At 62.3% G+C, this 15,390-nt stretch carries 10 protein-coding genes and 2 pseudogenes; 10 read left to right on the forward strand and 2 right to left on the reverse strand.

Going from position 1 to position 15,390, the window contains the following annotated elements; genetic code table 11:
• Nucleotides 1–37: 37 nt before the first annotated feature.
• The gene (locus ACXJ1Y_RS06380; protein WP_463849270.1) at nt 38–1,459 is read right to left on the reverse strand and encodes a hypothetical protein; all 1,422 of its coding nucleotides are present in this window, start codon (nt 1,457–1,459) and stop codon (nt 38–40) included.
• 287 nt (nt 1,460–1,746) lie between these two features.
• Here ACXJ1Y_RS06380 and ACXJ1Y_RS06385 point away from each other — a divergent pair.
• A pseudogene (locus ACXJ1Y_RS06385) lies at nt 1,747–1,902 on the forward strand (IS110 family transposase); the annotation flags it as partial.
• 136 nt (nt 1,903–2,038) lie between these two features.
• Here ACXJ1Y_RS06385 and ACXJ1Y_RS06390 read toward each other — a convergent pair.
• Nucleotides 2,039–3,678 (reverse strand): annotated as a pseudogene (locus ACXJ1Y_RS06390) (oligosaccharide flippase family protein).
• A gap of 1,022 nt (nt 3,679–4,700) precedes the next feature.
• Here ACXJ1Y_RS06390 and rfbF point away from each other — a divergent pair.
• From rfbF to ACXJ1Y_RS06435, 9 genes are all read left to right on the forward strand, one after another.
• Entirely contained in the window at nt 4,701–5,492 is a 792-nt protein-coding gene (gene rfbF, locus ACXJ1Y_RS06395; RefSeq protein ID WP_463849271.1) for a glucose-1-phosphate cytidylyltransferase, read from the forward strand.
• On the forward strand, nt 5,489–6,061 hold the full coding sequence (locus tag ACXJ1Y_RS06400; protein ID WP_463849272.1) for a dTDP-4-dehydrorhamnose 3,5-epimerase family protein: 573 nt from the start codon (nt 5,489–5,491) through the stop codon (nt 6,059–6,061). Before rfbF ends, ACXJ1Y_RS06400 begins: the two co-directional genes overlap by 4 nt.
• Nucleotides 6,058–7,365, forward strand: a complete 1,308-nt coding sequence (locus ACXJ1Y_RS06405; RefSeq protein ID WP_463849273.1) for a DUF4910 domain-containing protein — start codon at nt 6,058–6,060, stop codon at nt 7,363–7,365. Before ACXJ1Y_RS06400 ends, ACXJ1Y_RS06405 begins: the two co-directional genes overlap by 4 nt.
• On the forward strand, nt 7,362–8,645 hold the full coding sequence (locus tag ACXJ1Y_RS06410) for a methyltransferase domain-containing protein (protein ID WP_463849274.1): 1,284 nt from the start codon (nt 7,362–7,364) through the stop codon (nt 8,643–8,645). The genes ACXJ1Y_RS06405 and ACXJ1Y_RS06410 overlap by 4 nt, the downstream gene beginning before the upstream one ends.
• Complete coding sequence (locus tag ACXJ1Y_RS06415) at nt 8,642–9,589, forward strand: DUF707 domain-containing protein (RefSeq protein WP_463849275.1); 948 nt, start codon at nt 8,642–8,644, stop codon at nt 9,587–9,589. Before ACXJ1Y_RS06410 ends, ACXJ1Y_RS06415 begins: the two co-directional genes overlap by 4 nt.
• A gap of 15 nt (nt 9,590–9,604) precedes the next feature.
• A complete protein-coding gene (locus ACXJ1Y_RS06420; RefSeq protein WP_463849276.1) occupies nt 9,605–10,696 on the forward strand; it encodes an NAD-dependent epimerase/dehydratase family protein in 1,092 nt (363 codons plus the stop codon).
• A 31-nt stretch (nt 10,697–10,727) separates the two neighbouring features.
• Nucleotides 10,728–12,059: a protoporphyrinogen/coproporphyrinogen oxidase gene (locus ACXJ1Y_RS06425; protein ID WP_463849277.1), complete on the forward strand. Its 1,332-nt coding sequence runs from the start codon at nt 10,728–10,730 to the stop codon at nt 12,057–12,059.
• Nucleotides 12,060–13,737: 1,678 nt separating this feature from the next.
• Nucleotides 13,738–15,054: an oxalate/formate MFS antiporter gene (gene oxlT / locus ACXJ1Y_RS06430; protein WP_463849278.1), complete on the forward strand. Its 1,317-nt coding sequence runs from the start codon at nt 13,738–13,740 to the stop codon at nt 15,052–15,054.
• Nucleotides 15,055–15,153: 99 nt separating this feature from the next.
• Complete coding sequence (locus ACXJ1Y_RS06435) at nt 15,154–15,336, forward strand: hypothetical protein (protein WP_463849279.1); 183 nt, start codon at nt 15,154–15,156, stop codon at nt 15,334–15,336.
• The last annotated feature ends 54 nt before the right edge of the window (nt 15,337–15,390 follow it).

A 15,390-nucleotide genomic window follows, 5' to 3' on the forward strand; every position in this document is an offset into this window, starting at 1 on the left:
TCAGCGAGTGGCAGGATGCATCAGCGCAACGCGCCATTCAGGGCGGGAAGTGCTGTGCTCCAATCGCGGGCTGGGCTTCGTCTAGGGCCCGGATCAGCCGCACGACGGACGCGTAGTGAGGGCTCAGACGGTAGTGGATCACGTTCCGCGTTTGTGCAGATCGGACCCGAACAATTAGTCGGCGTCTAACCATCTGCGGAACCAGCCGATCTATGTCGACGTGTCCTGTACGGATGATCCCCCCGTGGGCCAGCAGAAGGTTCAGCACCTGCGTCAGGAGAGGGCCAGTTCCACAGATAGAAGACAAGGTGCTGATGAAGACGACAAGCTGAGCTCGGGTTGGCCGCCCTTTCGGGAGGCTCGCATGAAGTTCATTCAGCCACTGCGCCATGCGCTGAGCGGCCTCCAACGACGTGTCCTGAATGAGATCCGTCATCCCGCTGTGGCGCTTTTCGTATTCGGTCGAACGCAGGCCAGCGATGGTCGCGGGCGTCATCTGGTAGCGGATCTCCGCGCGCACGCGGTCTAGCGTCTTGGCGTATAGGACCATGTAGGCCCCCTTGCGGCCCAAACTCATCGACAGGGATCGCGCATTTTCCTGACGGGCTGTTTCGGAGAGCAGGTGCTTTCCGTACTGGCGGACCCCGACCTCGCGGCTCAGGCTCAAAGCATAGGGTTCGACGCGTCGGACGGCCTCGACGGCGTCCTCGGTCGCGTATTCGTGGTAAAACTCGGTCTGCCGGAGGCCCCATCGCTGGGGCGCAGGCATGTCCAACAGGCATTCGAACTTGTCCGGACCATCCTCCCGCTCGGCGCCGACATCGTAGACGGTGCCGATGGCGCTGGAGATGCAGTCGATGACACGCTGGGCGTAGGCGTGGCAGAACCTCGGCCAATCCAGACGGATCGCAGCGCCGATCAGGTCTTCGGGGATAACGTTGTCCGAGCCGTCGAGGGTACAGCCCCGCAGCGTTTCGGCGCGATCAGAACACGATCGCAAATCCCAGTCTGAAAGGGCAGGTACGGCACCGGCCACGACCTCGGGGGCCATGTGGGCAAAAAGGCGCGTGGGGTTCAGCGTGATGTCAGCCTGTCCCTTGTACGGGTGGACCTGGGCCCTCGCACGACTTCCAGCTCCAGTTGCCCTTGAAGGAACAGGCCAGAACGCCAGCTTCGCGCTGAAGAGCCACTGGCTCCCCTGGAACTCGATAGTATGCAGGCGGGCTGGGGTGCGCCCAAACTGGAATGGCCCGATCCCCTTTCGCTCCATTAGATACGGGTAGAGGTCCCCCGCGGTGCGGCGGATGCCGATGGTAGGCATGTGGAAGCGGACGCGGTCGATCCAGAGGGGGTCACGCTCGGCGTTTCGGCCAATGAAACCGGTTTCACTGACGGAGAATGAGCGGAGGGCTTGGATACGCTCGCGATACCGTGGGGGCGGGCTCTTCGGTTCAGGCATGCGGAATGGCGATACCAGTGGGCTTCTATAGAGGGAGCGACTGCCGAAGCGGACATAGCTGTGGGGACCGCCAGCGATCCTTAACAGACCCGCGGAAGGTCCGCTTCGCGGCGGCTTGATGGACATCGACCTAAGACCGGGTCGGGTGGATTTCTGCCATTCGGCTTTCGAGTGCAGAATCTAAAAAGCAGATGGGGTGGATGGCTCCCGCTCCGACTGACGGCATCTCGGTGCAAAGATGTGGTCGCTGCCGAAGCAGCAGTCATGCAGAGGCAGGATCCATTCCCATGGAGATCACCACCGTCGGTATCGACCTAGCCAAGAGCATCTTCCAAGTTCATGCCATCGACGCGGCTGGGCGCGTCATCGTGCGCCAAGCTCTGAGGCGGGCGCAGGTCGTGCCCTTCTTTGTTAGGCTGCCGCGCTGTCTGATTGTCATGGATTAACTTGCTTCAGTGTAAAGGCGATCTCATTTTCGGTGAATATGCACTTCTTCACTGCTCTGCTCCCCCCTCAGGGTTTCACGAAACCGGAAGATTTGCACTCACGCCAGGCCAAAGCTATGGGGGGACGTTAGACCTACTGGGCCTTTGCATCCGGAGATCGCTTCAGGGACATCAAGTCACTTTTAATGCTAGTGCCCTCCGTCAGCATCATGACTGCGATGAAGACAGCTGCTGCCACGCCGATGGCACCACACAGCGTCCCAAGGCTGGTTTCGCCAACTAGCAAGATTCCCCAGCAGACGGCACCGGCCAGAAAGCTGGCGCAGAACGAGCTACCCACTCCCCGTAGCAGGTCCGAAAGTTTCGCTCCCACGATATTCTTCAAGGAAAGCCAGACGACGATACTGTAGATGATGTGAGCGATGGTTACCAGCATAACGGACTGCCACGCTTCAAGGTAAATTCCGGCACCTACGGCGATAACTCGGCCTCCAGCAAGCAAGACCGTTAATAGAAAGAATACGAGATTAGCGTTGAAGGCTAGCAGCAGCGCCGTCCCAATTGAGGCCGTAGCGCCAAGCGCATAACCTGGCGCAAGGATCTGCGCGAAAGTGCCCGCCTGCCTCCAGGTCAGACCGAGACTATAAGCCATCAGCTCCGGACCTGCCGCTGTTAGGATTGCCGCCGTGGGAAAGGTGATGAACGCCATGAAGCGGCTCACCTTATAATAAATTTGAACTAGACGTCCGCGCTCCTCGCTGAGGCCATGAGCGAACAGCACGGACCAGCATGGATTGCCGAAGGCTTCGAACAGGAATCGGGGGATCTGAGTCGCTAAGTTGTATGCGCCGAGGCTCGCGGGGCCGAAGGCGTTGCCAAACAGCAAGCTCTCACTTGAGCGGCAAGCCAGGTCGGCGACCCGGCTCCCCATTAGGATACCGCCGGACGATAAGTGGCCGAGCATCGCGGACGGGCGGAAGACCGCTCTCGGCCGCTCGAATGCGTAGAAGCTCAGGATGATGGCCCGGACGACGGAGGCGGCCAAATACTGTACGGCTAAACTCTTTGCTCCGAAATCGAGTAGCCCCAACCCGATCGCGCAGGCGGCGCCAACCACCGTGGAGACGAAGTCGGCGAAGGCGCAGGTTACGAGATTACCCTGACGGTTCAACCGAGCGATCGGTAAAACCGAAGGCTGAGGAAGGGAAAGCTGGCCGCTAGAATCAGCATAATAGTCACGAGTTGCGGTTCGGACGAAGCCCTGGCGAGAAGAAGTCCGCACGCGACGACGATCACCGCCATTGCCAAGCCAGAGATGACGAGCAGCCAGAATGCCGTTGACCAGATTTCGGGCGCGTCCGTCCTCTCACGTGCGAGCGACAAGCCAATGCCGCCATCCGCGATCACGGTGAGGAAAACCACCACGGGAATTGCCAGAGCGTAGATACCGAACTCTCTAGGGCCGAGTAGAAGTGCCATGATGGGCAGCAGCGCGAACTGAATAAGAATTTTTGAGATACTGGCGATGCTACCCGCGCCCACGTTCTTAAGAAACAGCACGGTCCGTTCTTGGACCGCCCTGGAGGCCGGGCTGGCACCAGCGACAATCACCGCCGCATCGAGAGGAACGACGGCCCCGGGGTTTGCCTCTGGGGCGGCAGCGAGTGCAGGCGGGCCACTATCGCTCTCCAACCTACTGGTCCCGCTCCTAAACAAGCCGGCGCTTCCGCTGATCAATTTCGACATTCCCGCATGAATCGGACCATCGGCCATGATGGACGCACCCCTCTTGCCTAAAATATTTATCGAGATGCATTGCGATGCAGGTCCTGCGACTATCGATAATTTATATGGCGCACCGCCCAGGAATAATCCCAAAGTACAACAAACCGGCTGCTTGTCGTCCAAACTCGCTACCAGGCGCGCCTGGGTTACTGAAGTACGTTGAATAGCGGATTCCGCAAGTCAGATGTGAGCAGACGAAAACGTAAAATCTTACCGATCCGCGTGCCGCAATATACTTGTCTAGGTTAGAGATTTCGGCCTGATGCCAAACCGCCACTTGAGGGTGTAACCGCCTAAGCTTTTCGATGCGAGACGCACGTCCACCGCACGCCCTGGATCCGACACGATCTCTCCTGTGTGTATGATTTTCCAAGGATGGGCAAGGCCACTTCAACATTTCCCAGGCAGATCGATGGTAGCGCGCACTTTCCGGATTTAGTATTAAAACATTCGCTGCGGTGCTGTTTTCAGTCGATCCTGACGCACTGTGCGGATTAGCGGGCCGACCCGCATCACCAGGTGAAATTATTGATCAAGTTCGGTGCAATGACTGCGCCGAATGGTGACGCAACCCGGCAATGGAAGCACCCTTGGCGATCTAAATCCAAAATATAGAGTACATAATCTACACAAAATCAGCGCTAGTGGCGCGAGCAGCCCGCCATTTCAGGCGTATCTTTCGAATATTCTCTGAGCTAATTATCATTTCTCTCAACTAAGCAAATTGGGCAAATAACCTAAAAATACACAGGCCCATCACTATTATCTATTTTTGTATTATACAAATAAATCCAGGTTCGTTTTGCTTATTTCACGTGTAATATATGTTAATATTGTAAATAATGCTTGATTTTATGGCACGGTTCGGTGTAGAATATTATTTAGTCGGAATTATCTAAGTATATTTATCATATCGGGGCATGCGCTATCGCCGCCAATTCCGATGATATCGTGTTCTGAGCGCGCTTTTTTGTCGATCGGGAGTACACTTGTAACTGTGGGGTTTTGACATGAAGGCGGTGATCCTCGCAGGGGGGCTCGGAACGCGTTTGTCCGAGGAAACCTCCCTGACCCCGAAACCTCTGATCGAGATCGGCCAGGAGCCGATTCTCTGGCACATCATGAAGATATTTGCCTCACATGGGGTTACCGATTTCATCGTCTGTTGCGGTTATAGGGGCCACCTGATCAAAGAATACTTTCGAGACTATCGACAGCGACACTCAAGCGTGACTTTTGATGTCTCTTCATCGGAGGCTAAGTACTTTAATTATCGCGGCGAGAATTGGCGTGTCACGCTGCTAGATACCGGCTACGACACGATGACTGGCGGCCGACTCAAACGCGCCGCGCCGCTAATCGGCAACGAGCCGTTCTTCATGACCTATGGCGACGGCGTCGGCGACATTGACCTCAATGCCCTCCGCAAGTTCCACGAGAGTCACGGCAAGCTCGCCACCGTCACCGCGGTGCAGCCGACTGGACGCTTCGGGGCGATGTTCCTGACGGAGGAGGACCCCACCGTCACCTCTTTCAACGAGAAGCCCGAGGGTGACGGCGCCTGGATCAGTGGCGGGTACTTCCTGCTCGATCCAGCGACCCTCGACCTGATCGACGGCGATCACACAGTTTGGGAGCGCGGGCCGATGGTGACGCTGGCCGAGAGCGGGCAGCTCGTCGCCCACCGCCACCACGGTTTCTGGCATCCGATGGACACGCTGCGCGACAAGACCGTGCTCAACACACTCTGGGAGCAAGGCAAAGCGCCCTGGAAGATCTGGTCACTGGCGGACCACCGATGATGATCGAGGTCCTGGCTGATACGGATGCACGGTTGATCCATCCGGTCGTCCATCGCGACGAGCGAGGCAGCTTCGCGCGGACGTGGTGCGCCGGGACCTTCGCCTCAGCGGGCATCGCCTTCGTTCCCGCGCAGGGCAACAGCAGCCAAAGCACGGCGCGGGGTACGGTCCGCGGCATGCACTTCCAACGGGCGCCGAAGGCGGATGCCAAAATCGTGCGCTGCAGCCGGGGAAGCATCTACGACGTGATCGTGGACCTGCGCCCAGGCTCCCCCACCCGGGGGAGGGCCTACGCCTTGGAACTGACCGCCGCCACGGGCGCCATGCTCTACATCCCCAGCGGCTTCGCGCACGGCTTCCAGACCCTGGCCGACGACACCCTCGTTGAGTACCTGATGGGGGAGGCCTACGACGCAGACCTCTACGACGGCTTTCGCTTCGACGACCCGGCGCTGCCGGTTGCCTGGCCCGAACCGGTCAGCGCCATCTCCGACCGGGACCGGGACTGGCCCCATCTCGCGCCTCGCATGCCCTGGCTTGCCGACGCGGCGCGGGCAGGTGCCCCGTGAGTGGGGGCGACCCCCGCCCGGCGGAAGCTCCGCCCTTCGATCTGCATGCCTTCATCCGGCACATCTTCCCGTTCGCCCGCAGTCTGACCGGCAACGGGGTCCGCGAAACCCTTGCCGCGGTAGCCGCGCTCGCTCCTCTCGAAATCGTCGAAGTAGCCAGCGGCACCCCCGTCCTCGACTGGGAGGTGCCGGACGAGTGGACCATCCGCGGGGCTACGATCCGCAGTCTCGCGGGTGAGACCCTCGTCGACTTCGCCAAGAACAACCTCCACGTCCTAGGCTACAGCCAGCCTGTTCGGGGGATCTTCCTGCGCGAGGAATTGGCCGCCCACGTTCACACGCTGCCCGAGCAGCCGGACGCGATTCCCTACCGCACCGGGTACTATGCCCGGGACTGGGGCTTCTGCCTTGCCCACGACGTCTGGTCGCGGATGAGGGATGAGGCCTATCTGGTCGATATCGACACTACCCTCGCCCCCGGATTCCTGACCTACGGGGAGGCGTTCCTACCGGGAACCGGCGAAGGCGAGATCCTGATCTCGGTGCACGTCTGCCACCCGAGCCTCGCCAACGACAACCTCTCAGGAATCGCTCTCGCCACTGCGCTGGCGAACTGGGCGGCCCGGTCGCCCAGTCGTCGCCTCGGCCTCCGGTTCCTGTTCCTTCCCGCGACGATCGGGGCGATCACGTGGCTGGCGCGGAACGAGGAGCGCCTCGGCCGCATCCGGCACGGGCTTGTGCTAACCTGCCTCGGGGATGCGGGGCCGTTCCACTACAAGAGTAGCCGCAGCGGGGCACCCATTGACCGGGCCGTCGCCCATGTCCTGCGGGGGGCAGGCCATCCCTTCGCGGTGCTGCCGTTCTCGCCTTACGGCTACGACGAGCGCCAGTACGCCTCGCCGGGTTTCGACCTGCCGGTCGGCTGCCTGATGCGAGCAGTCCACGGGACGTTCCCGGAGTACCACACCTCTCGCGATGACCTCAATTTCGTCCAACCCGAGGCCCTCGATGCCAGCTTCGGCGTGCTCTGCGCACTCCTCGACCTCCTCGACGCGGACCGCGTCTACCGGCGCGTCGATGGGCGTGGGGAGCCTCAGCTCGGGCGGCGCGGCCTCTATCGGGCGATCGCCGGCCAGACAGAGGCGGGCGGCGCGAGCCAGCTCGACCTTCTCTGGTTCCTCAATCTTGCTGACGGCCGGCACAGCCTGCTCGACATGGCCGAACGTGCCAACATCCCCTTCCACCGCATCGCGGCCGCCGCCAGGCTCGCCCGCGAGGCCCATCTCGTCCAGGAGGCTCCGTGACCCCGCTGCCTTTGAACGATTCCTCGTCTGCGCCCAGGCTCGCCGGTGGCCAGCGGTTGACCGCCTGCCGCTCCTGCGGTGGGACCGACCTCGCGCTAGTCCTGGACCTTGGGCACCAGCCCATCGCCAACGCTTTGCTCAGCGCCGAGGAGCTTGACCGGCCACAGCCAGTCTTCCCCCTGGAGGTTATGGTCTGCGAGGCGTGCGGTCTCGCCCAGGTCAGCGAGACCATCCCCCCCGACGTCCTGTTCAGTGACGACTATCCCTACTTCTCCTCGTTCATCCCCACCCTGCTGCGCCACAGCCGGGAGCACGCGCTGATGCTCATCGAGGAGCGTCGGCTCGGGCAGGACGACCTCGTCGTCGAGGTAGCGAGCAACGACGGTTACCTGCTGCGCAACTTCGTGGATGCGGGCATCCCCGCCCTCGGCATCGATCCCGCGGCCGGTCCGGTGAAGGCAGCCAACACGGCGGGCGTGCCGACGCTGCAAGCCTTCTTTGGTGGGGAAACGGCCCGGCGCCTCGCGGCGGAGGGTCGGCGGGCCACGGTGATGCTCGCCAACAACGTGCTGGCCCACGTGACCGACATCAACGACTTCGTCTCGGGCTTCGCTGTTCTCCTCGCGGACGACGGTATCGCCGAATTTGAGTTCCCCTACGTTCGGGACCTCGTGGAGATTTGCGCCTTCGACACGATCTACCACGAGCATGTCTTCTACTACTCACTCACGGCCCTCGAACCCCTGTTCGCACGGCACGGCCTCCATCTCAACGACGTCTGGCGATTGTCGATCCACGGCGGGTCCCTACGCCTGCGTGTCAGCCTGAAGGAGGGGAAGAGCGAGCGGCTCGAGGCGCTGCAGGCCGAGGAGCGCGCCCTCGGGATCGATCGGGTTGGCTATTACCGCGACTTCGGGGACCGGGTCGCCGAGCTCCGCGCCAACCTGCGCACGATGCTCGGCACCTACCGGGCAGAAGGCAAGACTATCGCCGCCTACGGCGCCGCCGCCAAGGGCGCGACCCTGCTCAACTACGCGGATCTCGCGGACGGGACGATCGGGTTCATAGTAGACCGCAACACGCACAAGGTCGGCAAGTGGATGCCAGGCGTTCGTATACCGATCCGCGACGTTGCCGCCCTCCGTACGACGCCCCCGGATTACCTGTTGATCCTGACCTGGAACTTCGCGGCGGAGATTGTCGAGCAGCAGAGCGGCTACCACGCCGCGGGAGGCACCTTCCTGTGCGCGATCCCGACACCGCGAGTCATGACCCCATGAGCACCGGAACCGGCCCGCACCGGAACCTCGTCTTCGCCCGGGTCGGACAGAGTTCGGTCCATCCCTACTGGCTCGCGGAGCCCGCGGCCGACCGGACCTGGGACCTTCAACTCAGTACCTGGATCCAAGATCTCGCCGGCCTCACCGACGGCGACTTCCCCATGCACCTCGATACCGGGGTGAAGTGGGGCTGTGTTGGACGCTTCTTCGCGGAGCATCCCGATCTCCTGGACCGCTACGACTGCGTGTTCTTTCCCGACGATGACCTCTTGTTCGAGACCGGGGCGATCTCGCGCATCTTCGCCGTCTGCCGCGAGCACAGCCTTGCGATCGCCCAGCCTGCCCTGCGCCTGTCCAGCTACGCATCGTATCCCCTGCTGTTCGAGTGCCCGGCCTTCCGCCTACGCTTCACGAACTTCGTCGAGCCGATGGGCCCCGTCATCAGCACGCAGCACCTGCGCACGATCCTGCCCTACTTCTCTCGCTGGCAGACAGGCTGGGGACTCGACGATTTCTGGACCCTGGTGATGGACAACCCGTACCGGGCGGCCGCCATCATTGACAGCGAGCCGATGCTGCATGTCCGGCCCCTGCATACGGGGGCCATCTACACGAGCTTCCGCGCGCTTGGCCTCAATGTGCACCAGGAGGTCGAGGACATCCTGGCGAACTTTACGAACGTGGCGCAGGGAAGGTTCGCCTATGGCGGGATCCTCCGCGACGGGGGGCACCTCGGCCAGACGGTTACCAACCTACTCACTGCCCAGCATCTCCTGCGTGTTTCGACCGCCGCGCGGGATCCGTTCGGCGTCCGGCGCACCGGTCTCGGCATGATCGCGAAAATTGTCACCAAGGCGGGCTACCGCCCCACCCCAGTGCGCTTCCGGACGGCCCCCGCCCCCCATGCGGCCGACGCTCTGCATTCACGCATCAGTTTTCCCTGATTGGAGGGCCCGACCATGCGCGTCCTGATCACCGGCAACATGGGTTATGTCGGCCCCGTCGTAGTCGCGCACCTCCGCACGGTGTTTCCCGGGGCCGAGCTAACCGGGTACGACACCGCACTGTTCGGTGCACAGATGGTCGGTGACGAACCGCTCCCCGAGCGGCACCTGTCGCGGCAGGTGTTCGGGGACGTGCGCGACCTTCCGCCCGCGCTCCTCGAAGGGGTCGACGCTGTCGTCCACCTCTCCGCCATCTCCAACGATCCGATGGGCAACCTCTTCGAGGCCCCCACCGAGAGCATCAACTGCGCGGCGAGCGTGCGGCTGGCCGGGATCGCCCAGGCGGTCGGGGTCCGGCACTTCGTGTTCGCGTCGAGCTGCAGCGTCTACGGCGCTGCCGACGGTCCCGCCCGCTGCGAGGGCGACGCCCTGAACCCACTCACCGCCTATGCTCGCTCCAAGATCGGCACCGAGGAGGCGCTAATGCGGATGGAGGCGGGCGCGATGACAATCACCTGCTTACGCTTCGCCACTGCTTGCGGAATGTCGCCGCGCCTGCGCCTCGACCTTGTGCTCAACGATTTCGTCGCCGCGGCCCTGACCACGGGCCAGGTCAGCGTCCTTAGCGACGGCACTCCCTGGCGCCCACTGATTGATGTCGCCGACATGGCGCGCGCCATCGAGTGGGCGGTGGGTCGCGACCCGGCGGCTGGCGGCCGGTTTCTCACCATAAACACCGGGGCCGACCGACAGAACTATCAGGTCTGCGACCTCGCCGAGGCCGTGGCGAAGGCGGTCCCGGGGACCACGGTCTCGATCAATCGGGAGGCGCCCCCGGACCGGCGCTCGTACAAGGTCGATTTCGGCCTCTATCGCGCCCTCGCGCCCACGCACCAGCCCCAGGTTTCTCTCTCCACCTCGGTCGACCAGCTCTCCGCGGGCCTTCGCGGGACACGGTTGCTCTTGGCCGACTTCCGCAACTCAGATGCGATGCGCCTCTACACGCTGAAGCGCCACATCGAGGCCGGCCGGCTCGACCGCGACATCCGCTGGACCGACGCCCGTCGCGCGCCGGCCGAACCCGTCCCAGCCGCGCAGGTCGCGTGACGATCAACACGAACAGGAAAGCTTGCGCATCATGAACGACAAGGGCTTCGCGATCCTCGGCGGTGGCATGGGCGGTTTCGGCGCGGCCAACCAGCTGCACGAACTCGGCATTCGCCCCAAGCTCTACGACTCTCGTCCCCGCCCGGGCGGCCTGACCTCAAGCTTCGATTTCGGCGACAAATTTATCTTCGATGAGGGCGTCCACATCTCGTTCACGAAAAGCGAGCGCGTTAAAGAGATCTTCGCGCGCTCCGTCGAGGGGCGTTTCGAGAAGGGCAACGTCTACTGCAACAATTACTGGAAGGGCCACTGGATCAAGCATCCGGCCCAGGTCAACCTGCACGGCCTGCCGACCGACTTGGTCGTCAACTGCATCAAGGATTTTGTCGCGGCCAGCCAGATCAAGGTCCCGGTCATTGACAACTACGAGGATTGGCTGCTGGCGACCTTTGGGCCGACCTTCGCGAAGACCTTTCCGATGGTCTACACGCGCAAATACCACACAACCGACGCCGCCAACATGACGACCGACTGGCTTGGTCCTAGGCTCTACCGGCCCGACCTCGACGAGGTGCTGCGCGGCGCGCTCTCCCATGAACCGCTCGACGTCTTCTACGTCAACGAGTTCCGCTACCCAACGGAGGGCGGGTTCGAAGGCTTCATGCGTGGGCTGTTCGACAAGGCGGACATCCACAACGACCACGAGGTGACACGCATCGACATGCGCGAGCGCCAGCTACGGTTCCGCAACGGCACCAGTGCCGATTTCGGGACGCTGATCTCGTCCATCCCCCTGCCCAAGCTCATACCGCTGATCGCCGACGCATCCCGCGAGGTGCAGGATGCTGCGGCACGGCTCGCCTGCTCGCAAGCCGTGGTGGTCAATATCGGCCTCAACCGACCGGTCATCACCAAGCCGCAATGGTCCTACTTCTACGACGAGGACATCCCCTTCGCCCGGATTAGCTACCGGGCGAACCTCTCACCGAACGCGGTACCGCCGGGCTGTGGTGCCTTCCAGGCCGAAATTTACTTCTCCGACAAGTACCGCCCCATGACCGGCAGGCCGGAGGACTGGATCGAGCCGACGATCGACGCCATGGTCCGCTGTGGTCTCGTGGCCGACCGTAGCGAGGTGATCCACCAGAGCGCGATCTGGATCCCGTTCGGCAACGTGATCTTCGATCACGATCGGCGCCCCGCCCTCGAGATCGTCCACGGCTACCTCGACGACGTGGGCATTGCCTATTGCGGCCGCTTCGGAGTCTGGGGCTACATCTGGACCGATGCAGCCTTTCTGAGCGGGGAGAAAGCGGCGCGCCGGGCGGCCGGCCGCGCCAAAGTCGACGCACGGTTCGCCTGACCAGACTCCGTTCACGTATGTTTTATCGTCTTAAACATCCCACCTGAGCTATATTTACTTTTGCCGCGCCGTTTGAATATTGAATTTGCAGCCGGGGCGCAGCAGCCGCAGGCAGTGGAGCGTTTCAAAACGTAAAGTTCATCAATTGCCGACCTCTAATCGCGATGACGATGAGGTTTTTGCAGCACCTTGATTGGGGGCACAGCCAATCGGCCTTACTTCACGGATGTCGCGCCGTCATAATCTTGGCCAGCTGGTCCTCTTCTGGTAAGACATCAGAGCTTTGATCTCCAGCATGATCCGGCCGCGTAGGTTTTGACGGAGGCGCACCTCCCAATCCCCGACTTGTTGTCCGCGACGATTGTGTAAGTGGGAATGGCAAGCGCGAGCCTATCCGTGTGAACCCGCTGGCCATCAAGGGGTTCAGCGAGATCGCCGCAGTCGCCTGCACGCGGCCATCGCCAATGCCGTTCGCCACGCCACCCGCCGGCGCATCCTCATCGAGCGCTCGCTTTGACCGATAACACCGAAATTTGCGAATGCTGACGAAAGATCCTAGCCTTTAGAAGCATCGCGTCTGCTCTAGGATGGGGCACAAATTACAATGGATGGCTGGCGTGGGTACATCACCGCCATAACAAAGCCCCAGTGTACGTCTGCTTTCGGGAACAGTTTGGTCGCGTGTGAACGACTGTGTTGGGTCGGAATGGGACCGTCCGCAGTTGCGATCAGCCTGTTCCGAGGCAGACATTCTCCGCAAAGCCAGGGGCAGTCTTTCCCGATTGCCCGACGAGGTGCTGTGTTGGATCGGAAGCAGCCGTTCAAGGGTACTCTGTCTAGGCATCCTGTGGCTCCGAGCGCTGGGACAGGTACTCGCCACTAGTTATCGGTCTCCCCGCCACGAGTACGGGCCGCGAACACCAGTTCGAAGCCCGATTGGTCAGCCCACTCGGGAAGTCAGTGAAACCGGTTTCACTGGGATGCGGCATAGGTAAATGGCCCATCGGCCGGGATTGATAATTGCTACACCGGGCTGCTACACCGCAAGCGCAGCTCTCCTGTTTAAGTCGTTGATTTCACTGATGCTGGCGGCCGGGGACGATTGTCCCGCTCCCTCCGCCAGCGCTCGTTCTTAGGCCCGACAATCGGCGCTGAGCGAGACGGATCGTAAGCCTTCCTCGCCGGACGTTCGGACTTTGCTTCAGGCCCGTCTGAAGCAAGCAATATTATAAGTTTTCCTTATTTCAGCAAAATCCTAACGCGAGAGCGGTTCGGGACGGCCTTCTGTCGCCCATCTCTAAGTCCGCAATACCCCCACATCGTCGAATGCTGATTTGGCGGCCAGAGTGGGATCCGCGCCGGTCTTTCGCATCGCAAAAACGAATTGTTGCGACATGCGCTTGACGCTGACCTGTCATGCGATATCGTTGGTATACCACATACAAGAGTCGACAGGTGAGTCTGTCGTCGTATGGGGTCTGTCGTCCGCCGTGTTCCGGACGGAGTGAAGACTTGTGCACTCGTTCGATGCTGCTTCGGCCGGCGGTATCGATGCGCTTTATGCTTGTGATTACGCCAAACTAGCATCGCACACGCTGATAGAATTTGTCAGACTCATCAAAAAACAGAATCTAACGCTGCGGGCTGCGGTTCAGTCACTCAGCAGGGAGGTTATCCGATGCCACAACCAACTGAGGCAGTTCCGCAACGGGTCAGCGACGGGTTCCGCTGGATGCAGCTCGTCCTCGGCGTCGTCTGCATGGTCATGATCGCCAACCTGCAGTACGGCTGGACCTTCTTCGTCCCCGAGATCCAGAAGACGTTCGGCTTCGACCGCGCCGCGATCCAATGGGCCTTCACCCTGTTCGTGCTGTTCGAGACCTGGCTCGTGCCGGTCGAGGGCTGGTTCGTGGACAAGTACGGCCCCAAGGTCGTGGTCCTGTTCGGCGGTGCCCTCTGCGGCATCGGTTGGGTCATCAATGCCTATGCCGGGACGCTCGGCATGTTCTATCTCGGCCAGATCGTCGCCGGCATCGGCGCGGGCGCGGTCTACGGGACCTGCGTCGGCAACGCGCTGAAATGGTTCCCCGACAAGCGCGGTCTGGCCTCGGGCATCACCGCGGCGGGCTTCGGCGCCGGCTCCGCCCTCACCGTCGCCCCGATCCAGTGGATGATCGCCGACAAGGGCTTCCAGGCCGCGTTCTTCTACTTCGGCATCGGCCAGGGCCTGATCGTGGCCGCGCTGGCCTTCTTCCTGCTCTCCCCGAAGAGCGGGCAGGTCCCGGAGGCGACGACCAACTCCGCCGTCATCCAGACGCGGCGCAACTACACGCCGAGCGAGGTGGTGCGCCAGCCGATCTTCTGGCTCATGTACTTCATGTTCGTCATCGTGGGCGCCGGCGGCCTGATGATCACCGCCAACCTGAAGCCGATCGCCGCCGACATCCACGTCGACAAGGTGCCGGTGACGCTGTTCGGCGTGACGATGGTGGCCATCACCTTCGCCGCCACGATCGACCGCGTGCTCAACGGCCTGACGCGGCCGTTCTTCGGCTGGGTCTCGGACCGGATCGGGCGCGAGAACACGATGTTCATCGCCTTCGCGATGGAAGGGTTCGGCATCTACATGCTCTACCTCTGGGGCAGCGATCCCCTGTGGTTCGTGCTCCTGTCGGGGTTCGTGTTCTTCGCCTGGGGCGAGATCTACTCGCTGTTCCCCTCGACCTGCACCGACACGTTCGGCTCGAAGTTCGCCGCCACGAATGCCGGCCTGCTCTACACGGCCAAGGGGACGGCCGCCCTGCTCGTGCCCTTCGCCAACTACCTGCAGCAGAGCTCCGGCAACTGGGACGGCGTGTTCCTGGCGGCGGCCGGGGCCAACATCCTCGCCTCGGTCCTGGCGATCGCGGTGCTCAAGCCCTGGCGCAAGCGCGTCGTGGCGGAGGCGCAGCTCCCCGCCACGATCACCCCCCTGAACCGGGTCGCGACGGCCTGATCCGAGGGGTTCACCCCTCGCTGCACGAAGAGGAGGGTCCGGACCGGCGTCCGGGCCCTTTTCGTCGCCTTGACGCCCCGTCCGAGGGAGGACCGACCCATGCTGCCGCCCGTCCAGATCACCGACCTGCTGGGGCTCGGCTGTCTGATCCTCGCCCTTGCGGTGGCCGGCCTCGCGGGCGTCGGCGCGGGGAGGCGTCTGACGGAGGATTCGCGCGAGTATCTCGCGGGCGGGGCGCTGCTCGTCGCGATCCTCGGCCTCGTCTTCGTGCTCGCCGAATAGGGAGCCCGCACGGCGAGGTGCCATCGCGCTCTTGCAGGCGGTTCCCACCGCCGG

This window comes from Methylobacterium sp. TK26 (genome assembly GCF_055361565.1).